The organism is Lentzea sp. NPDC054927, assembly GCF_053610285.1.
In genome coordinates, this window is the sequence record NZ_JBSGXZ010000021.1 from 1 (window position 1) to 18,616 (window position 18,616).

Consider the following 18,616-nt stretch of genomic DNA (forward strand, 5'->3'; position numbering starts at 1 on the left):
CGCGGGCGAACAGCGCGTTGTAGATCGGCGACAGGAAGGCGCGGACCATGCCGGTCAGGGCGATGGCTGCATAGATCGGCCACACCACTCCGCTCTGCTTTCCGGCTGGCCGCTCTGCTTCCCAGGCGGCCTGCCCTGCCTTTCAGGCGGTCCGCTCGATCACCAGACGACTCGCCCTGTCTGCCGGCTGGACCGCGCGGGGTGGCTGGCCGGGCTGGCTTGGGGTTGGTGGGGTTAGGCGGCTTTCAGGGACCAGAGGGTTTGTTCGGAGAGCTGCCACAGGTGGGCTGCGGCTTCTGGGTCTTGGGCGTAGGGGGCCACGCCGGAGAGCACGCCGCCGGTGTTGGGCAGGGCCTCGTTGCCGTCCTCGAAGTACTTGCCGGAGATGCCTTCCAGGAGCGGGGAGGTGGCTACTACGAGGGTGGTGGCGGCGCCCTGTTCTGGGGTTTTGACGCGGCGATTGGTGGCGGCGCCGCTCAGGCGGATGCGTTTTTGGAGTTCGGCCTGGGTCAGGTGGCGCTGGAGGTTGGTGGCGATGCTGCCGGGCATCAGGGCGTTCATGGTGATGCCTTCGGAGGCCCAGCGGTGGCCGGCTTCCAGGCCGAAGAGGATGTTTGCGGTTTTGGACTGGCCGTAGGCCTGCCAGCGGTCGTACTCGCGGCGGGTGTAGTGGAGGTCGTCGAAGACGACTTCGCTCATGAGGTGGGCGGAGGAGCTCACGTTCACGACGCGGGCGCCCTCGGCTCGGAGGGAGTTGAAGAGGCCTGCGGTCAGGGTGAAGTGGCCGAAGTGGTTGGTGGCGAACTGGAGTTCCCAGCCCTCTGCGGTGCGCGTCAGCGGGGTGGCCATCACGCCGGCGTTGTTGATCAGGAGGTGCAGCGGGCCGTCCCAGTTGCGGGCGAAGGCTTTTACCGAGGCCTGGGAGGCCAGGTCCAGGCGGGCTACTGAGATTTTCTTGTTGCAGGTGGAGGCGGTCAGGGACATCGCCACGCGTTGGGCGGCGTCGATGTCGCGGGCGGCGATGGTCACCTCGGCGCCGGCGGTGGCCAGGGCGCGGACGGTTTCCACGCCGATGCCCGAGGCGCCGCCGGTGACGATGGCGCGGCGGCCGGAGAGGTCGATGCCTTCTACTGCTTCCAGGGCGGTGGTGTCGAAGCCGAAACCAGTGGTGATCATGCCTGCACCTTCAGTGTTTCCGCGGAGACCTTCCACAGCTGGGCAGCCGCTTCGGGGTCGATCGCGTAGGCGGCGAGGCCGTTGGTCATGCCAGGGGTGTTCGGCAGGGCCTCGTTGCAGTCTTCGAAGTAGAGGCCCGAGCGGCCTTCGACGAGCGGCGACACGGCCAGCACCAGCGTGGTGGCTGCGCCCTGCTCCGGCGTCTTGAGCTGCAGCGGCTTGTCGCCGCCGCCGCGGAGCCGGATGCGTTCGGCCAGTTCCTCGGGCGTGATGTGGCGCTGCAGGGCCGTCAGGATGCCGCCGGGCATCAGCGCGTTCATCGTGATGCCGTCGGACGCCCAGCGCTTGCCCGCCTCGACGCCGAACAGGATGTTCGCGGTCTTGGACTGGCCGTAGGCCTGCCAGCGGTCGTACTCGCGGCGCTCGAAGTGGATGTCGTCGAACACCACGGGGCTGGACAGGTGGCCCGCCGAGCTGACGTTCACGACGCGCGCGCCCTCGGCGCGCAGCGAGTCGAACAGGCCCAGCGTCAGCGTGAAGTGACCGAAGTGGTTCGTGGCGAACTGGAGCTCCCAGCCCTCGGGCGTGCGGGTCAGCGGAGTGGCCATGACACCCGCGTTGTTGATCAGCAGGTGCAGCGGGCCGTCCCAGTTGCGGGCGAAGGCCTTCACCGAGTCCTGCGAGGTCAGCTCCAGCGGAGCGACGAGGACGTTCTTGTTGCCCGTGGCGGAGGACACCTCGGCGGCGACCTGCTCGCCCGCCTCGACGTTGCGCGCCGCGATGGTGACCTCGGCGCCCGCGGCGGCCAGTGCCCGCACGGTCTCGACGCCGATGCCGGACGCCCCACCGGTGACCACGGCGCGACGGCCCGAGAGGTCGACGCCCTCGACGACCTCGAGAGCGGTGCTCTCGAACCCGAACGGGGTGGTGATGCGCTCACTCATTTCAGATCCCCAACCTGTGTCGTACACTGAAACGGAGGTTCCTCCGGTTCGAGTTCCACAGTAAACGGAGGACCCTCCGTTTGGCAAGTGACACGGTGCGAGTTACCCAGTGGAGTGAATGAAGTGCGCGCTGACGCTGTCCGCAACCGCGGGTTGCTCGTCGAGGTGGCGCTCGACGCCTTCACCCACGAGAAGGACGTGACACTCGGCGCCATCGCAAAGAAGGCGGGCGTCGGGATCGGCACGCTGTACCGGCACTTCCCCACGCGTGAGGCGCTGATCGAGGCGGTCTACCGCACGGAGCTGGAAAAGCTCTGCGACGCGGCCCCCGAACTGCTGGAGACCCACGGGCCAGAAGCGGCGCTCCGCGAGTGGATGGACCGCTTCATCGCTTACGCCGCCACGAAACGCGACCTCAAGGAAGCGCTGCAGGCCGTGATCGCGGCGGGCATCAACCCGTTCGAGCACAGCCGCGCGAAGATGACCGAGGCGGTCGCCACCCTGCTCGCCCCACTGGGCGCACAGACGGAACCGATGGACCTGATGGCGTTGCTGATCGGCGTCGCCCAGAACGGCGACCCGGATCAGGCGAAGCGGATGCTCGACCTGATCATGGACGGCGTCCTTCACGGCGCTGCTGCTCGAAGCGCTCCACCAGCGCCGGCGCCTCGTTGAGCAGGTAGGTGTAGAAGTCCCGCATGTAGATGAGCCGGTCGTGCGCGGGACCGGACTCGACCGCGTTCACACCCTTCTCCACCGCGTTGAGCACGTCGTCGACGACCGAGTGCTGCCGCGAGTACAGCGTGGTCCAGGCGTTGTCCCGCATCCGGAAGTGCTCACGCCTGCTGCCCGCCACGAAAATGCGCTCGATCAGCCCCATCTGGACGACCATCTTGATGGCGCCGGACACCGATCCGGCGCTCACGCCCAGCTCGTCGGCGAGATCTCCCGCGGTCAGCGAGTCCTTGTCGGAGAACAGGAACGCCGCCAGAGCCCGCGCTCCCATCCGCTGCATCCCGGCACCGACCAACGTGAGCGCCAAATGCTCGGCAGCCTCCTTGCGATCTGTCTCGCTCGTCACAGCGTTCCTGTCTTCAGAAATTTCTGAACGTTCGCTAGCCTCAATCCTAGGGGGAAGGGGCTGGTCATGGCCACAGCACTCGTCGTCGGCGCCGGGATCGCGGGCCTCGCGACCGCACTCCGGCTGAGCCGCAGCACGTGGGACGTCGTCGTGCTCGACCACGGCCCGCACCCGAATCCCGTGCCGCTCAAGGGCCCTGACCTGCACGCCGCGAAACGACTCGCCGCCCTGCCCTACCCGCTGCACTACGAGACCCGGCACAGCAAAGTCACCGCGCTGCACCCGGACCGGTTCGGCGTCACGGTCGCGTTCAACGACCACGACGACGAATGGTTCGACATCGTCGTGTGCGCCCAACCGTGCTGTGAAGCCGAACGATTACCCGGCCTAAGACTCGAATCCTGGTCCCGCGACCACGTGGCCCTGCTCTACCGCGCCGTCCGCGACACCGGCATCCCGCTGTGCGCCGCAGAGCTGCTCGCCGACGCGTTCGACATCCACCTCGACGACCACGACGCTTTTGCTTGGTGGGAAACCACTCTGAAGCCGCACACCGTTAGGCGGGCCTTTACCCGCGTTCGGTAAGCCTGCTCCTCATGACCACGTTACGGAGACGCACCTTCATCGTGGGCGGCCTCGCGGGAGCGAGCGCCGTAGTCCTCAGCCCGAGCACCGCCAGTGCCATCGGCTACCCCTTCACCCTCGGCGTGGCGTCCGGCGAACCCTCCGCGGACGGGTTCGTGATCTGGACCCGCCTCGCCCCCAACCCCCTCAACGGCGACGGTCTCGGCGGCATGCCGAACACCAACACCGCAGTCGAGTGGCAGGTCGCCACCGACGAACGCTTCACCGCCATCACCCGCACCGGCACGTTCACGACGCAGCAAGCGAGCGCGCACTCCGTCCACGTCACCCTCACCGGCCTCGAGCCCGGCCGCGAGTACTGGTACCGCTTCCGCACCGACGGCCACATCTCCCCCGTGGGCCGCGCCCTCACCGCACCGGCCGTCGGCACCTCCCCCGAACTGAACATGCTCTTCGCCTCGTGCTCGCACTTCGAGGAGGGCTACTTCACGGCCTACCGCCGGATGGCCGAGGAACACCCCGACCTGATCCTGCACCTCGGCGACTACATCTACGAAGGCGCCGCCACCACCACGAAAGTCCGCGAGTTCGCGCCCGCCACCGAGATCAGCACTCTTGCCAACTACCGGGTCCGGCACGCCCAGTACAAGACCGACCCCGACCTGCAGGCCGCGCACGCCACCGCGCCCTGGCTCGTGGTCTGGGACGATCACGAGGTCGAGAACAACTACGCCAACCTGATCCGCAACGACACGAGCCCGGCCGGCGACTTCAAGGCCCGCCGCGCCGCCGCCTACAAGGCGTACTACGAACACATGCCGCTCCGAAGCGCCCAGGCCCCCACCGCGGAGAACATGTTGCTGCACCGCAGGGTTCGCTGGGGCAGCCTCGCCACGTTCCACATGCTCGACACCCGCCAGTACCGCAACGACCAGGCGTGCGGCGACGGCACGAAGGTCTGCCCTGCCGCCGACGACCCCACCCGCACGCTCACCGGCACCTCGCAGGAGACGTGGCTGATCGACGGCCTCCGGCAGAAGCTCGGCACCTGGGACTTCCTGGGCCAGCAGGTGTTCTTCGCCCAACGGCTCGCCGCGGCGGACGGATCGAAGAGCATGGACGCGTGGGACGGCTACACCGCCAACCGCACCCGCCTGCAGAACGCCTGGGACACCAACGGCAACAAGGGCACCGTCGTGCTCACCGGCGACGTGCACCGCAGCTGGGCCGCGAACCTCATGCAGAGCTACCAGTCGCAGAACCGGATCATCGGCACCGAGCTCGTCACGACGTCGATCACGTCCAGCGGTGACGGCAACGCGGCCGACAACGGCCTCAACCCGACGCTGAACCCGCACGTCAAGTACTACAAGAACCTGCGTGGCTACGTGAAGACCCGCATCACCTCCACCGAGATGCGGGTCGACTTCCGCGCCGTCGACAAGGTCACCGTCCGCGACTACCCGGTGAAGACCGTCGGCAGCTACGTCGTCGAGGCGAACAACCCCGGATTGCAGGCGCCGTGAAAACTCTTCTGATCGCGAGCCTCCTGCTGGCACCAGCGCCCCTGACGTGGTCCACGGTCAACAGCGACTCGACCGGCGACCAGGACAACGCGTCCGTCTCGGCCACCCGCAACGGCTACACGGCCGTCGTGTGGGAGGACGACCGCGACACCGCCACCCCCGCGGACCCGATCCACTCCGACGTCTGGATCCGGCTGTACAAGGAAGGAACGTCGCTCTACGAGAAGAAACTGAGCACCGGCGGCACCGGGAACTGGCGCCACTGGCAACCGGACGTGTCGCTGCACGAGGACGGCAGCGCTGTCGTCGTGTGGTCGGAAGACCCGGACGGCAACGGTTTCTACAACATCGCGGTCCGCTCGGTCAGTGCCGCGGGCGCCGTCTCGGGTTCCGGCACGGCCAACGCCAGCGCGGACGGCCAGCAGCACTTCCCCAGCGTCGCGGCGGACCCGGACACCGGCGGCTTCGCCGTGACGTGGGAGGACCAGCAGGGCACGAACCCGCCCACCGTGCGGGTGAGCGGGTTCGCGTCGATCAGCTCCAAGACCTACGAGGCCCAGGTCAACAACGCCGGCGGCACCCACGCGAAGCCCCAGACCGCGATGGGCGCGGCGGGCAACGCGATCGTGGTGTGGGAGGCGGACGCGAACATCGCCCGCAAGATCCTCACCCCGTCCGGTGGCGTGAAGCAGGCGCAAACCACGACGGGGCAGGGAAAGCACCCCGCCGTGGCGGCCAACTTCAACGGCGACTTCGCGGTCGCCTGGGAGCAGTCCGGCGTGAAGTCGCAGTCCTTCACCGCCGCGGGTGCCGCCCGTGGAACCGCCGCGAGCACCACCGGTGCGGACCCGCAGATCGGCATCGACGACCAGCTCGGCGTCGCGGTGACCACGGCGGAGGCGCAGGACGTCTACACCCACGTCTACAACCCCGACGGCACCACCACCGGCCGGCCACCGAGGCAGCTCACGGTCTCGAACGCCACCGGCAGGCAGGACGAGCCCGCCGTGGGCGTCGATCCGTGGGGCCGCGTCACCGTCGTCTACACCGACGACAACGACGGCAACGGGTTCGACCAGATCTACCTCGGCACCGGCTTGAGCACCCAAGCCTGGTGAGCTACCCCAAGTGATCTACCTCTGGTCGAGAGGCCTGCGTCGCTGGTGGACGTCCAGCAGCGACGCGGGCTTCCAGAAGCCGTGCACGTCGTAGGTGTCGGTGCCGGGCGGCACGATCTCGTCGATCCGGTCCAGCACGTCGTCGGTCAGCACCAGCGAAGCGCCTTCCAGCAACGACTCCAGCTGCTCCATCGTGCGCGGCCCGGTGATCGCCGAGGTCACCGCCGGATGCGTCGTCGTGAACGCGATCGCGAGCGCGGGCAGCGACACCCCCATCTCGTCGGCGAGCTTCGCGAACGCCTCCACGGCGTCGAACTTCGCCGCGTTGCCCGGCAGCGACTCGTCGAACCGCTCCGGGCTCAGCGTCGCCCGGAACGCCTCGGCCGACGCGCCCCTCCGGTGCTTGCCCGACAGGAAACCGCTGGCCAACGGACTCCACACCAGCACACCCATGCCGAGCCGCTGACATGTCGGCAGCACCGACCGCTCGATCCCGCGCGCCAGCATCGAGTACGGCGGCTGCTCGGTCCGGAACCGCATCAGCCCGCGGTTCACCGCCACGTGGTGCGCCTCGACGATCTCCTCCGCCGGGAACGTCGAGCAGCCGAACGCCCGGATCTTGCCGTCCCGCACCAGGTCGGTGAGCACCGAGAGCGTTTCCTCGATGTCGGTCTTGTAGTCCGGCCGGTGCACCTGGTAGAGGTCGATCCAGTCCGTGCCGAGCCGGCGCAGGCTGGCTTCAACGGCGTTCACGATGTAGCGACGTGAGTTGCCGCTGCGGTTGCGCCCCTCCCCGAGCGGGAAGTGCACCTTCGTGGCCAGCACGACGTCGTCCCTGCGGTCTTTCAGTGCCTTGCCGACGATCTCCTCCGACTCCCCCGCCGAGTACATGTCGGCGGTGTCGACGAAGTTGATGCCGGCGTCGAGGGCGCGGTGGATGATCCGCACGCCCTCGTCGTGGTCTTTGTTGGCGACATCGCCGAACATCATGGCGCCGAGGCAGTGGTGACTGACCTCGATGCCGGTTCCCCCAAGTACGCGATAACGCATCGTCATGAGCGAGAACCTACGAACTAGAGTCGTCTCTAGGTCAAGGACCGAGCTCCCAACTTATGCTCACTGTCATGCAGTTGAGCATCGGACAGGTCGCCGAACGCACCGGGCTGAGCGTGCACGCGCTGCGGTTCTACGAGAAGGAGGGCATCCTCGCCCACCAGGTCCACAGAGGACCGGGCGGACGCCGGGTGTACACGCAGCAGGACATCGACTGGCTGCGCATGTGCATCATGCTGCGGATGTCCGGGATGCCGGTGCCCGAGATCCGCCGCTACACCGAGCTGGTGCGCGCGGGTGACGGCAACGAGCTGCAGCGCCTGGACATCCTCAAGGAGCACCAGGAACGCGTCCGGCAGCAGATGGTCCAGCTGCAGGAGTGCATGGACCTGATCACGTACAAGGTCGGCAAGTACGAGGACTACGTCAATTCGATCGCCCCGAAAGCGGTCGGCCAATAGGCTCGGGCCCATGCCCGTCGTGCTCTCACTGAACGTCGCCCACAGGACGGTTCCGGTCGACTACGCCCAGAAGGGCATCACCGGTATCGACAAGCGCCCCGTCGACACCCCGCTGGAGGTCTTCGCGCCCGGCCCGAAGGGCAGCGCGGGCAGCGGTGTCCGGGGAGACGCGATCGGCGACCCCGACCACCACGGCGGCGACTACCAGGCCGTGTACGGCTACGCCCGCGAGGACCTCGACTTCTGGCAGGCCGAGCTGGGCGTCGACCTCCACAACGGCCAGTTCGGCGAGAACCTGACCACGCAGGGCATCGACCACACGCACGCCCTCGTCGGCGAGCAGTGGCGCGTCGGCACCGCGTTGCTGGAGGTCACCGGGCCGCGCGTGCCGTGCCGGACCTTCGCCGGCTTTCTCGGTCAACGCGGATGGGTGAAGCGGTTCACGCAGGTCAAGCGGCCCGGCGCGTACTTCCGGGTGCTGGAGGCCGGCCTCATCGCGCCCGGCGACGAGATCGCCGTCGTACACCGGCCGGACCACGACGTCACGGTCGAGATGTTCTTCCGGGCCGTGCTCACCGAGGCCGACCTGCTCCCCCGCCTGCTGGAGGCGGGGGATTCGGTACCGCCAGAGGTGATCGAACTGGTGCACAAGCGCACCGTCGTCGAGCTCGATTCCTAAAGAGGTGGAAAGCGCCTGACCCAGCGCTTTTGCCACGGCGTTTCGACCGCGCGCTTGTGGTAATTCGCGCGCGTCCAGGCGACGGCTTCATCCGCGGGAACACCCGCCAGTACGGCGAGGCACGAAATGACGGTTCCGGTGCGGCCGACGCCGCCGCTGCACGCCACCTCGACAGGCTCACCGGACAGCGCGCGGGCGTGCAAGGACCGGATCACCCTGATCGCGGCGTCCTGATCACGCGGCAGCCGGAAGTCCGGCCAGTCGATCCAGTCGTGCGGCCACGGCACGTCAACAGGCCGTGGCTGCAGGTACACCCCGTATTGCGGATGCGGCTCCACGATCCTGCCGTCCCGCAGGCCACGGCCTGTGATCACGGCTCCGTCGGGCAGCTCAACGGTCTTCACGAACAGTTCCCCCAAACAGTCGCATTGCGCGAACAGCGCGAAATTCTGTCATGTGTGCTTCGCCGAATTCCACCATTCGTACTACGCTCGCGAATCTGCTGACTGGCGAGTCAATCATGTTCGACAGGTGGTGACGGGTGCGACGAGGCGCCAGGGACGACAAGCGGTTCACCGGCCTGACGATCCTCGCCGCCGCGACAGGTTTCGTGCTCTTCCTACCGCCTCTGCTCACCGCCGCGAACGACGGGGGCACCGTCGCGGGCGTGCCGGCGGTGGCGGCCTACCTCTTCGGCGCGTGGCTCGCCGTCATCGCGCTGGTCGCGCTGCTCGTCCGCCGGTCCGGCTGATCCACCGTGCTCACCACGTGGGTCGTCATCGGTGTGTCCGCCGCCTACCTCGGTGTGCTGTTCGCGATCGCGTTCTACGGCGACCGCCGCGCCGACGCGGGCCGCAGCATCGTCGGCCGCGGCACGATCTACGCGCTCTCCCTGGCCGTCTACGCGACGTCGTGGACCTACTACGGCAGCGTCGGGCGGGCCGCGTCGACCGGCGTCGGCTTCCTGTCGATCTACCTCGGGCCGACGATCATGCTCGCGCTCGGGTGGCTGGTGCTGCGCAGGATCATCCACATCAGCCGCCGCCACCGCATCACCTCCCTCGCCGACTTCGTGTCCGCCCGCTACGGCAAGAGCGTGCGGCTCGGCGGCCTCGTGGCGGCGATCGCGGTGGTCGGGGTCGTGCCGTACATCGCCCTGCAGCTCAAGGCGGTCTCCAACACGTTCGAGATCATCCGCCGCGCCCCGGCGGTCACGGAGTCGTCCGCACTGGGACAGGTGCCGCTGCTGGAGGACACCGCGCTGTACGTGGCGCTGCTGCTGGCGGGCTTCACGATTCTCTTCGGCACCAGGCATCTCGACGCGACCGAACGCCACGAGGGCATGGTCACCGCGATCGCGTTCGAGTCGGTGGTGAAGCTGGTGGCGTTCGTCGCGGCCGGCATCACCGTGACCTGGGGCCTCTACAGCGGTTTCGGCGACCTCTTCGGCCAGGCCGCCGCGGCCGGCCACACCGCGCTGTTCACGCTCGGCGACTCGACCGGCACGTGGGTGTGGCTGAACGTCTTGTCGCTCTTCGCGATCGTGCTGCTGCCGCGGCAGTGGCAGGTGGGCGTGGTCGAGAACGTCGACGAGCGGCACGTCAAGCAGGCCATGTGGATGACGCCGCTGTACATGCTGCTGATCAGCGTGTTCGTGCTGCCGATCGCGGCGGCGGGCCTGCTGCGGTTCGGTGCCGGGGCCGACGCGGACACGTTCGTGCTGACCGTGCCGATGGCGGCGGGCCTGGACGCGCTGGCACTGCTGGTGTTCGTCGGCGGACTCAGCGCGGCGACCGGCATGATCATCGTCGAGACGGTGGCGCTGTCGACCATGGTGTCGAACTCGATCGTCGTGCCGATGCTGCTCCGGCGCGGCTACCGCGGCCGGCTCGCGCGGCTCATCCTGGTCACCCGCCGGCTCTCGATCGTCGCGATCCTGTTGCTCGGCTACGGGTACTTCCGCCTCGCCGGCGAGAGCGCCGCGCTGGTGTCCATGGGACTGGTGTCGTTCGCGGCGGTCGCGCAGTTCGCGCCGGCGATCATCGGCGGCCTGTACTGGAAGGGCGGCACCCGCAACGGCGTCATGACGGGCCTCGCCGGCGGGTTCGCGGTGTGGACGTACACGTTGCTGCTGCCCAACTTCGCGGCCACGGGCTGGGTGCCGCGCGGGTTCCTCGACCACGGACCGTTCGGCATCGAGGCACTGCGTCCCGAACACCTGCTCGGCATCACGGGAATGGACAACATCAGCCACGGCATGTTCTGGAGCATGCTCGTCAACGTCGGCTGCTACGTCGTGGTCTCGTTGCTCGGCCGCCCACAAGCCCGCGAACAGGCTCAGGCCGTGCTGTTCGTCGACGCTCTGCACGACCCGTCCCGGCCACGCCTGTGGCGCAGCCGCGTGCCGGTGCAAGCGTTGCGCGACGTGCTCGTCCGCTCGATGGGCCACCGCGCGGCGGCGAAAGCACTCGAGGGCGTGGACCTCGCCGCAGCGGTCGAGTCCGGACAGGACGCCGACCCGGACCTCGTGCACCACGTGGAAACCGTGCTGGCCGGCGCGGTCGGTGCCGCGTCCGCGCGGATGATGCTCACCTCCGTCGCCGGCGAGGAACAGCTCGGCGTCGAGGAGGTCATGGAGATGCTCGACGAAGCCTCCCAGGTAGCCGCCCTCGAAGAACGCCACCGGCTGGCGCGCGAACTGCACGACTCGGTCTCCCAGGCGTTGTTCTCGATGACCCTGCACACCCGCGCCGTCGAACTGGCGCTGCAGAAGCAGGGCGGCGACCCCACCGGCCCGGTCGCCCGCGGCATCACCGAACTGCGCAGCCTGACCCAGGACGCACTTGCGGAGATGCGGGCCTCGCTGTTCCAGCTCCGCCCCGACGCGTTGCGCGAGGACGGCCTGGCCGAGGCGATCCGCAAGCAGTCGGCCGCGATCGCCTCCCGCGAAGGCGTCGCCATCACGGTGGAGGCGCCCGGCTACCGCCTCCCGCTGGACGAGCGCGCCGAGGAAGAGCTCTTCCGCGTCGTCCAGGAAGCCGTGCACAACGCGATCAAGCACGCCCACCCCGCTCGCATCGGCATCACGCTCGTGGACGACAGTGTTGATCTTCCGGGCGCAGTGGTCATCGAGGTGACCGACGACGGCACGGGCTTCGACCCGGCTACGGTCTCGTCGGGCGGCATGGGCTTGGTGAGCATGCGGGAACGGATGAAGCGAATCGGTGGCGGGCTCGTCATCGACAGCACCCCTGCGGGTTCCACGACGGTCCGCGCGGTGCTCCCCCGGGCAACGGCAGGAGAGGCACGGTGACGGCAAGGTGAGTGCGCGGTGACTCCGATCCGGGTGTTCCTCGTCGACGACCACGCGGTGGTGCGCCGCGGCATGCGGGCGTTCTTCGAGATGCTGGACGACATCGAGGTGGTGGGCGAGGCGGGCGACGGCCAGGCGGCCCTCGACGACCTCGCGGCCCGCGCCACCGCGAACGACCTCCCCGACGTCGTGCTGATGGACCTGCTGATGCCCCGCCTCGACGGCATCGGCGCCACGAAGGCGATCAAGCAGCTCTACCCCCAGGTCGAGGTGGTCGCGCTGACGTCGTTCTCCGAGGCCGAACGCGTCCACGTCGCCCTGGAGGCCGGTGCCGCCGGATACCTGCTGAAGGACGCCGAGGCCGACCAGGTGGGTGCGGCGGTGCGCGCGGCCATGCGCGGCCAGGTCCACCTCGACCCGGCGGTCGCCCGGACCCTGACCCGCTCTTTGGTCGCGCCTCAACGCACGGCCACCGCGCTCACCCCGCGAGAGCGCGAGATCCTGGTGCTGGTGGCGCACGGGAAGTCCAACCGCGACATCGCCGAGACGCTGGTGATCTCCGAACGGACCGCGCGCACGCACGTCTCCAACGTGCTCAACAAACTCGGCCTCGCCTCGCGGACCCAGGCCGCGTTGTGGGCGGTGCGCGAAGGGCTGGTGACCGGGCAATGACCGCGGATCGCACGGAAACGCTTGCGGCACAACTGACTGAGTTGCGCGCCCTCGACCCGGCGGGTCTGCCACCCAGCACGCCGGTGACGGTGGCCGAGCTGACGGACCTGGAACAGGCTCTCGGCGTCGCCCTGCCCGCCGAGTACCGGGCCTTCCTGCTCCGCGTGGGCACCGGGCCGGGGCCTTACTACGGCTTGCACCGACCCGCCGACCTCCACCTCAACGCGAAGGACCGCGGCGACACCGCCGAGTTGTTCCCGCTGACCCTCGCCGACTTCGAGGAACACTTCATCACGGCCAGGGCCAGGTCGATCGAGATGGACTTCGAAGCGTCCGGCTGCCTGGAGATCGGCCACCAGGGATGCGGGAACGCCACCGTGCTGGTCCTCACCGGCGAGCTGGCCGGCACGCTGTGCGATCAGTGGGAGAACCTGTGGTGCCCCGCCCGCACGCCGCACGGTTCCGCGAACGCGCCCGAGCTCGGCCTGACGCCCACGTTCGACGAGTGGTACGGCGCCTGGCTCACCGGCAGGCTGTCCGCGCTACAGGAATAACAACACCACCAGTGGCGGAATGCCTGCTGCCGCAACGCCTCCCCACGCCTGGTTGCGCGGCCTGCTCATCGCCAGTTGATCGGCGACGGCGAGCACCACACTGCTCAACACCATGAACGCGGACACATAGATCACCAACGTGCGCCCGACCAGTTCGTGTCCTGAGTGCACGGCGACGAGGCCCGCGATCAGGCCGCACGCCAGGAAGAGGTTGTAGAAGCCGACGCCGAACGCCCACAGCCGGATCGCCGGCACGTCCTCCGCGGGCTGCCGGAACACGCTGTAGTGGACGCGATGGATCAGGAACGCCTCCCACACCCATACGACGAGGTGCACCAGGGCCGCGACGGCCGCCGCGACCTGCGCCACGACGCTCACAGCGTCACCCCGTGGCGGGGCAGGGCCTCCAGTCCGTTCGAGGACAGGTCGCGGAAGAAGGCGCTCATCGCGTCGCCCGCTGCGAAGGCCAGGAACTGGACGGACGGGGTGTGCACGGTGAACGTGTGCGGCGCGTTGGCCGGGATGGCGATCGCGTCGCCCGGCGAGAGGTCGTGGAGTTCGCCGTCGAGCAGCACGGCCATGCGTCCGTGCAACACGTAGTAGGCCTTGGGCCACGGCGTGCGGTGCGGCGGTGCGGCGTCACCCCTGGGCGCGTCCACCTCGAACACTTCGTAGGCGCCGTCGGTGTGCTTGCCCGAGATGCGGACGGTGACAGTTGCGTCGGGCGCGACCAGTTCTTCGCCCTCGCCAGCAGTGGTCATCATGCGAAGCAGCGTCCACGCCGGCCGGACGCGGAGCCATCCCGGAAATCTGGGATGCCCGGACCTCCCGGTGTCGGCGCATACTGCCAACCATGTGGGAGGGTCGGGCGCTCAGCGTGCGACGCGATGTCACTGCGCTCGCGGCGGCGGGGCTGGACGTCGCGGAGCTGCACGCGGCGGCCATCGCCCTGGTGGACCGGGTGGTGCCGTGCGAGCTCACCTGCTGGGCGTCGATGGACCCGGACTCGGGCGCGATCAGTTCGATGACCAGCGGCGACAACCGCATCCCTCCGCAGTACGAGCCGCTGCTCGCGACCTGCGAGTACACGCCGGGCGAGCCGCACACGTTCACGGAGCTGGCGCAGCGCGGGGCCACCGTGGCACGGCTGGAGGACAAGCGGTCCACCCGGCTCAACGAGATCTGGCGGCCACTGGGACTCAGCCACGAACTGCGGTCGCTGTTCCGCGCCGACGACACGTGCTGGGGCGCGGCCGGCATGGTGCGCACCAAGGACTTCAGCGAACGCGAGGCGGAGTTCATGGCGTCGGTGGCGCCCGCGCTGGGCGCCGCCACCAGGGTCGCGGCGCGCACGGCCGCGAAGAGGCCTGGTGCGCCCGCGATCGTCGTGGTGGCCGGCGACGGCACGATCCGCGCCACCACCGCCTCGGCCGCACGGTGGCGGGACGAACTGGAAGAGGTCGCGCCCGGCCGGTTCGCCGTGATGCTGCGCGCGGCCGCGGCAGGAGCGAGGACAGGCACGTTCAAGGCGAGGATCCGCGACGCGCACAGCGGCTGGATCCTGCTGGAGGCCAGCGAGCTGGTGTCCGACGACGACGTCGAGACCGCGGTGACGATCAGCCGCGCGTCCGGAACCGAGCTGATCGGATTGCTGCTCAAGGCGCACGGCGTGACCGCACGCGAGCAGGACGTCTGCCACGAGGTGCTCGCCGGGCAGCCGACGGCGGAGATCGCCGCACGACTCGGCATCTCGCAGTACACCGTGCAGGACCATCTCAAATCGCTCTTCGCGAAGTTCGCGGTCCGCAGCCGTGCGGAACTCGTCGCGAAGCTGCGCTGACGGGACTTTCGGGGGATCGTTAAGGGAGCTTCGCTCTGCCAGCATGGCCGCCATGTACTCCGACCGCGCCCTCGTCATCGGCGCCGGCTTCGCGGGACTGCTGGCTGCCAGGGTGTTGTCCGAGTCGTACGGCGACGTGATCCTCGTCGAACGCGACCAGATCGCGGCCGATACCGTGACCAGGGCGAACTCCGGCTACCGGGCAGGCGTTCCGCAGGCTCACCACCCGCACGCGTTGCTGGCGCGCGGGGCCGACGTGCTCGAAACGCTCTTCCCCCGGCTCGGCGCGGAGCTGGAGGACGCGGGTGCGGTGCGCGCGGATCTCGGCAGCGACTTCCTGAGCCGCGCGCCGGCGGGGTGGGCACCACGCGACCACATCGGCCTCAGCGTGCTGTCGGTGACGCGGATGACGATCGAGCGGATCATCCGGCGCCGGGTGCTGAAGCTGCCGAACGTGTCCCTTGTGGACGGTGTCACGATCGACGGACTGCTGCACGACCGCGGCACGGTCACCGGTGTGCAGGGCCGCCGCGACGGCGAGCCGTTCAGCGACTACGCGGACCTCGTGGTCGACGCGTCGGGACGCAACAGCAAGCTGGTGTCGTGGCTCGCCGAGCACGGCGTGCACTGCCCGGCTCCGATGATCGTCAACGGCCACCTCGCCTACACCTCACGCCTGTACGAGGTGAACCACGACCTGAAGCTCGACTGGAAGACCGCCTACGAGATCACCTACGCGCCCACCACCAAACGCGGCGGCGCGGTCTCCTCCGTGGACGGCGGCCTGTGGTTCGTGACGTTGTTCGGCGCGGGCGGCGACGTGGCCCCGACCGACGAGGACGGCTTCCTCTCCTACGCCACGACGCTGGAGTGCCAGGACATCGCGGAGATCATCAAAACGGCCACCCCGGCGTCGAAGATCTACCGCGTCGGCAACCTGCGCAGCCGCTGGAACAGGTTCCACAAGGTGCCGGACTGGCCCCGCGGCCTGCTCGCGCTCGGCGACTCCGTGGTCTCGCTCAACCCCGTCTACGGGCACGGCATGACGCTCGCCGCCCTGAACGCCGCGGCGCTGCAGACCCTCCTGCAGGACCACGACCTGGCCAAGGAACCGCTCACCTTCCAGCGCGCGATCGCCAGGACCGCGCAGATCCCGTGGACGTCCGCGACGACCACGGACCTGGGCTGGGGCACCAAGAAACTCCCGCTGAGCACACGGCTGACGCAGTGGTACGCCAGGCATCTGTTCAAGGTGATCCCCGGCAACCGGCAGGTCTACCGGTCGTTCATCAGGGTCTCCCAGATGGTCGACCACCCGGCGGCGCTGTTCCGGCCCGCGGTGCTGTGGCGAGTGCTCCTGGGACGGGTCTTCAGCGGTTGGCGCCCTCGGGCCAGACAACGGTGACCGGCACACCCCGGGACCGCGCGTAGGCGACCACATCGGCGGTCCCACCGTGCCCACGCCCAGGCCGGCCGTCCCACACCGCGAGCAGCGAGTCGGACTCGTCGACCATCCGCTTGCCCGCCTCCATGTAGGCGTGCGGGTCCGGCGTGACGTACGGCAGCTCCACAACCTTGCCGGCGCGAGCGAGCAGCCGGTCGAAAACGGGCCGGTAGTCCTCGGGCAACGTCTCGCGGTAGTGCGCGGCGGGCAACACGGCGACGAGCGAACCACCCGCGTCCAGCACCGCCTGCGCGAACACCGCGTCAGCACCGTCTGCCAAACACGACACACCCACCACGGAGCCGTTCTCAGCACCGTTCTCCGCCACCACGGCACGGATCATCTGGTCGACCTCTGCCTCGAGCTCGGCGGAGAGACCGCGATGTCCGGTGATGGCGAGCTGGGTCGTCATCTGTGCAGGATAAGCCGCTACTGCGGCATCGTGCCCAAGGATCTGCCTACCCGTGCCGCAGCCGACACCCCTCGGCCAACATCACTCGGCCAACCCCCGTGGCCGACTCTTCGGCTGTTCACCGCGGGTCCGTCTCACGCGGCCAGGCAGAAGTCCGAAGACGCGAGGTGCGACCGCAGCGAGCGCAAAGCCGAGTGGATGCGCGACTTCACCGTCCCGACCGGGATGCCCATCACCGCGGACACCTCGTCAGGACTGCGGCCGTGCAGGTACATGTGCACGACGACCTCGCGCCGGCCAGGGGTCAGCTTCGCCATCGCCTCGGCGAGCGTGATCGAGTCGACGACCCGCGAGATCTCGCAGCGGACAGCCGGGATGTGCGCGAGCGCACCGTCGCCGGCCTCCTTCGGGCGGCGGTTGCGGTACCGGACGCGGTCGACGACCAGGTTGCGCGCGACCGTCACGAGCCACGGTCTGGCCGCCTCCGGGCGGCGGGCGAGACGCGGGGTGCGCCAGGCACGCAGGAACGTCTCCTGCAGGATGTCCTCAGCCAGCTGCGCGTCGCCGTTCGTGAGCGTGCGCACGTACTTGTGCACCGAACGGCCGTGCATGCGGTAGATGTCCGCGAGAACCCGGCTGTCCAGTGTTTCCGTGTCCAGCGTTCCCCGGTCCGGTGTTCCCGCGTCGATGCTCACGATGGTCATGCCACAGAACTGTGCTCCGCGCCACACGCGTCCGAATCGGTCGGCCGACCGAACCTGCCCGCGTAGTTGCGGAACCCCTGACCAGGACCGAAGTCCGGCCCCACCTACGTCATCCGTCGCGCTCCTGAAGCCCTTCCCCGCGCCCGTCCCCGAGCCTTTCCCCGCGCCCTTCCCCGCGCGCGGCGAGCAAAGCGCTCACCAGCAGATCCGAGTAACCGTCCTTCGCGAGGAACGCATAAGCCCCAGCGGCGATCGCGCTGTCCGCACACGCGTTGTTCAGGCTCATGGCCACCACGGGGATCCCGTGCTGCTCGGCGAAAACCTTGAGCAGCGACAGGCCTTCCCGTTCCGTCGGCATCAGCACGTCGACGATCGCCACACCCGGCGTGGTCTCCGCGGCGAGCCGCATGGCGGACTCGACCCCGCCGGCCTCACCGACGACCTCGAACTCCTGATGTGCCCCCAGAAACGTGCGCATGGCGCTGCACACCCGCGGGTCGTCGTCGACGATCAGCACACGGATGGGCCCTCGCCCGTCGTTCACCATCAACGGGCCTCCTACAACCACGACGTCACCGAGAAGTACACGCCCCGGTGACGTCGTGGGTGCAGCGGCGAATGACTGCTCTCACCCGAGACGTTTGTCGCGGTTCTCCTCCACCACGGACAGGTAGTGGGTGTTCGTCATGACCCCGAGGATGTTGCCGAACGGATCGATCACCGACGCCGTCACGAACCCCTCACCCCGCACCCGCGGTTCGTCGTGCACCTGAGCACCCAGCTCCAGCAACCGCGCCAGCGTCGCGTCGAGATCGTCCACCGCCCAGTACAGGATCTGGCCAGCCGGCTTCTCCGACGGCGTGACCTCGAACCGGCGGTTCACCAGCCCGAGTTCGGCCTGGTAGTCGCCGATCCGGAACTCGACGTACGCGAGCAGGCCGTCCGGGGTGCTCCGCTCGAAGTAGGCGTCGACCCCGAGGAACGCCGCGTACCAGGCGCGAGCCTCCACCAGGTCGTCGGCGTAGTAGGACACGGTCGACATGCCTCGCAACAT

At 68.9% G+C, this 18,616-nt stretch carries 23 protein-coding genes; 12 read left to right on the forward strand and 11 right to left on the reverse strand.

Annotated elements, in window-relative coordinates; translation table 11 throughout:
- Positions 1–234: 234 nt before the first annotated feature.
- Entirely contained in the window at positions 235–1,176 is a 942-nt protein-coding gene (locus ACWGE0_RS25545) for an SDR family NAD(P)-dependent oxidoreductase (protein WP_452263420.1), read from the reverse strand.
- A complete protein-coding gene (locus ACWGE0_RS25550) occupies positions 1,173–2,120 on the reverse strand; it encodes an SDR family NAD(P)-dependent oxidoreductase (protein WP_452263421.1) in 948 nt (315 codons plus the stop codon). The genes ACWGE0_RS25545 and ACWGE0_RS25550 overlap by 4 nt, the downstream gene beginning before the upstream one ends.
- A gap of 123 nt (positions 2,121–2,243) precedes the next feature.
- On the opposite strand from ACWGE0_RS25550, the gene ACWGE0_RS25555 reads away from it, so the two are divergent.
- Positions 2,244–2,795 carry a TetR/AcrR family transcriptional regulator gene (locus ACWGE0_RS25555; protein WP_452263422.1) on the forward strand — a complete coding sequence of 184 codons (552 nt, stop codon included), beginning with the start codon at positions 2,244–2,246 and terminating at the stop codon, positions 2,793–2,795.
- Here ACWGE0_RS25555 and ACWGE0_RS25560 read toward each other — a convergent pair.
- Positions 2,731–3,201, reverse strand: coding sequence for a GbsR/MarR family transcriptional regulator (locus ACWGE0_RS25560; protein ID WP_452263423.1), 471 nt, complete (start codon positions 3,199–3,201; stop codon positions 2,731–2,733). The genes ACWGE0_RS25555 and ACWGE0_RS25560 overlap by 65 nt on opposite strands.
- Positions 3,202–3,267: 66 nt before the next feature.
- On the opposite strand from ACWGE0_RS25560, the gene ACWGE0_RS25565 reads away from it, so the two are divergent.
- From ACWGE0_RS25565 to ACWGE0_RS25575, 3 genes are read left to right on the forward strand one after another with little or no spacing between them, the layout of a single operon-like run.
- Complete coding sequence (locus ACWGE0_RS25565) at positions 3,268–3,786, forward strand: FAD-dependent oxidoreductase (protein ID WP_452263424.1); 519 nt, start codon at positions 3,268–3,270, stop codon at positions 3,784–3,786.
- 11 nt (positions 3,787–3,797) lie between these two features.
- Positions 3,798–5,312 (forward strand): alkaline phosphatase D family protein, encoded by a 1,515-nt coding sequence (locus ACWGE0_RS25570; RefSeq protein WP_452263425.1) that lies wholly within the window; start codon positions 3,798–3,800, stop codon positions 5,310–5,312.
- Entirely contained in the window at positions 5,309–6,430 is a 1,122-nt protein-coding gene (locus ACWGE0_RS25575; protein WP_452263426.1) for a hypothetical protein, read from the forward strand. The genes ACWGE0_RS25570 and ACWGE0_RS25575 overlap by 4 nt, the downstream gene beginning before the upstream one ends.
- A 15-nt stretch (positions 6,431–6,445) precedes the next feature.
- On the opposite strand, the gene ACWGE0_RS25580 is transcribed toward ACWGE0_RS25575, so the two are convergent.
- The gene (locus tag ACWGE0_RS25580; protein ID WP_452263532.1) at positions 6,446–7,480 is read right to left on the reverse strand and encodes an aldo/keto reductase; all 1,035 of its coding nucleotides are present in this window, start codon (positions 7,478–7,480) and stop codon (positions 6,446–6,448) included.
- 74 nt (positions 7,481–7,554) lie between these two features.
- Between ACWGE0_RS25580 and ACWGE0_RS25585 the strand changes: the two genes are divergently transcribed.
- Both ACWGE0_RS25585 and ACWGE0_RS25590 read left to right on the forward strand, forming a co-directional pair.
- Positions 7,555–7,944: a MerR family transcriptional regulator gene (locus ACWGE0_RS25585; RefSeq protein ID WP_452263427.1), complete on the forward strand. Its 390-nt coding sequence runs from the start codon at positions 7,555–7,557 to the stop codon at positions 7,942–7,944.
- A 10-nt stretch (positions 7,945–7,954) separates the two neighbouring features.
- Entirely contained in the window at positions 7,955–8,623 is a 669-nt protein-coding gene (locus ACWGE0_RS25590) for an MOSC domain-containing protein (RefSeq protein WP_452263428.1), read from the forward strand.
- On the opposite strand, the gene ACWGE0_RS25595 is transcribed toward ACWGE0_RS25590, so the two are convergent.
- The gene (locus ACWGE0_RS25595) at positions 8,620–9,033 is read right to left on the reverse strand and encodes a protein-tyrosine phosphatase family protein (protein WP_452263533.1); all 414 of its coding nucleotides are present in this window, start codon (positions 9,031–9,033) and stop codon (positions 8,620–8,622) included. The two genes, ACWGE0_RS25590 and ACWGE0_RS25595, sit on opposite strands and share 4 nt — an antisense overlap.
- Before the next feature lie 131 nt (positions 9,034–9,164).
- Between ACWGE0_RS25595 and ACWGE0_RS25600 the strand changes: the two genes are divergently transcribed.
- From ACWGE0_RS25600 to ACWGE0_RS25615, 4 genes are read left to right on the forward strand one after another with little or no spacing between them, the layout of a single operon-like run.
- Positions 9,165–9,374, forward strand: a complete 210-nt coding sequence (locus ACWGE0_RS25600) for a hypothetical protein (protein WP_452263429.1) — start codon at positions 9,165–9,167, stop codon at positions 9,372–9,374.
- 6 nt (positions 9,375–9,380) lie between these two features.
- Entirely contained in the window at positions 9,381–11,936 is a 2,556-nt protein-coding gene (locus ACWGE0_RS25605; protein WP_452263430.1) for a histidine kinase, read from the forward strand.
- Positions 11,937–11,954: 18 nt separating this feature from the next.
- Positions 11,955–12,608 carry a response regulator gene (locus tag ACWGE0_RS25610; RefSeq protein ID WP_452263431.1) on the forward strand — a complete coding sequence of 218 codons (654 nt, stop codon included), beginning with the start codon at positions 11,955–11,957 and terminating at the stop codon, positions 12,606–12,608.
- Complete coding sequence (locus ACWGE0_RS25615; RefSeq protein ID WP_452263432.1) at positions 12,605–13,162, forward strand: SMI1/KNR4 family protein; 558 nt, start codon at positions 12,605–12,607, stop codon at positions 13,160–13,162. Before ACWGE0_RS25610 ends, ACWGE0_RS25615 begins: the two co-directional genes overlap by 4 nt.
- Here the strand turns inward: ACWGE0_RS25615 and ACWGE0_RS25620 are convergent.
- Positions 13,151–13,540: a DUF1304 family protein gene (locus ACWGE0_RS25620; protein WP_452263433.1), complete on the reverse strand. Its 390-nt coding sequence runs from the start codon at positions 13,538–13,540 to the stop codon at positions 13,151–13,153. The two genes, ACWGE0_RS25615 and ACWGE0_RS25620, sit on opposite strands and share 12 nt — an antisense overlap.
- Positions 13,537–13,926 carry a cupin domain-containing protein gene (locus ACWGE0_RS25625; RefSeq protein ID WP_452263434.1) on the reverse strand — a complete coding sequence of 130 codons (390 nt, stop codon included), beginning with the start codon at positions 13,924–13,926 and terminating at the stop codon, positions 13,537–13,539. The genes ACWGE0_RS25620 and ACWGE0_RS25625 overlap by 4 nt, the downstream gene beginning before the upstream one ends.
- Positions 13,927–14,015: 89 nt before the next feature.
- Between ACWGE0_RS25625 and ACWGE0_RS25630 the strand changes: the two genes are divergently transcribed.
- Both ACWGE0_RS25630 and ACWGE0_RS25635 read left to right on the forward strand, forming a co-directional pair.
- Positions 14,016–15,002 (forward strand): response regulator transcription factor, encoded by a 987-nt coding sequence (locus tag ACWGE0_RS25630; protein ID WP_452263435.1) that lies wholly within the window; start codon positions 14,016–14,018, stop codon positions 15,000–15,002.
- Positions 15,003–15,054: 52 nt separating this feature from the next.
- Entirely contained in the window at positions 15,055–16,407 is a 1,353-nt protein-coding gene (locus tag ACWGE0_RS25635) for an FAD-dependent oxidoreductase (RefSeq protein WP_452263436.1), read from the forward strand.
- Here ACWGE0_RS25635 and ACWGE0_RS25640 read toward each other — a convergent pair.
- The 4 genes from ACWGE0_RS25640 to ACWGE0_RS25655 form a co-directional block, all read right to left on the reverse strand.
- Positions 16,373–16,858, reverse strand: coding sequence for a hypothetical protein (locus tag ACWGE0_RS25640; RefSeq protein ID WP_452263437.1), 486 nt, complete (start codon positions 16,856–16,858; stop codon positions 16,373–16,375). The genes ACWGE0_RS25635 and ACWGE0_RS25640 overlap by 35 nt on opposite strands.
- A 134-nt stretch (positions 16,859–16,992) precedes the next feature.
- Complete coding sequence (locus ACWGE0_RS25645; protein ID WP_452263438.1) at positions 16,993–17,562, reverse strand: sigma-70 family RNA polymerase sigma factor; 570 nt, start codon at positions 17,560–17,562, stop codon at positions 16,993–16,995.
- Positions 17,563–17,671: 109 nt separating this feature from the next.
- Positions 17,672–18,109 carry a response regulator gene (locus ACWGE0_RS25650; protein WP_452263439.1) on the reverse strand — a complete coding sequence of 146 codons (438 nt, stop codon included), beginning with the start codon at positions 18,107–18,109 and terminating at the stop codon, positions 17,672–17,674.
- Between the two features lie 81 nt (positions 18,110–18,190).
- A complete protein-coding gene (locus ACWGE0_RS25655; RefSeq protein ID WP_452263440.1) occupies positions 18,191–18,604 on the reverse strand; it encodes a VOC family protein in 414 nt (137 codons plus the stop codon).
- Positions 18,605–18,616: the final 12 nt, after the last annotated feature.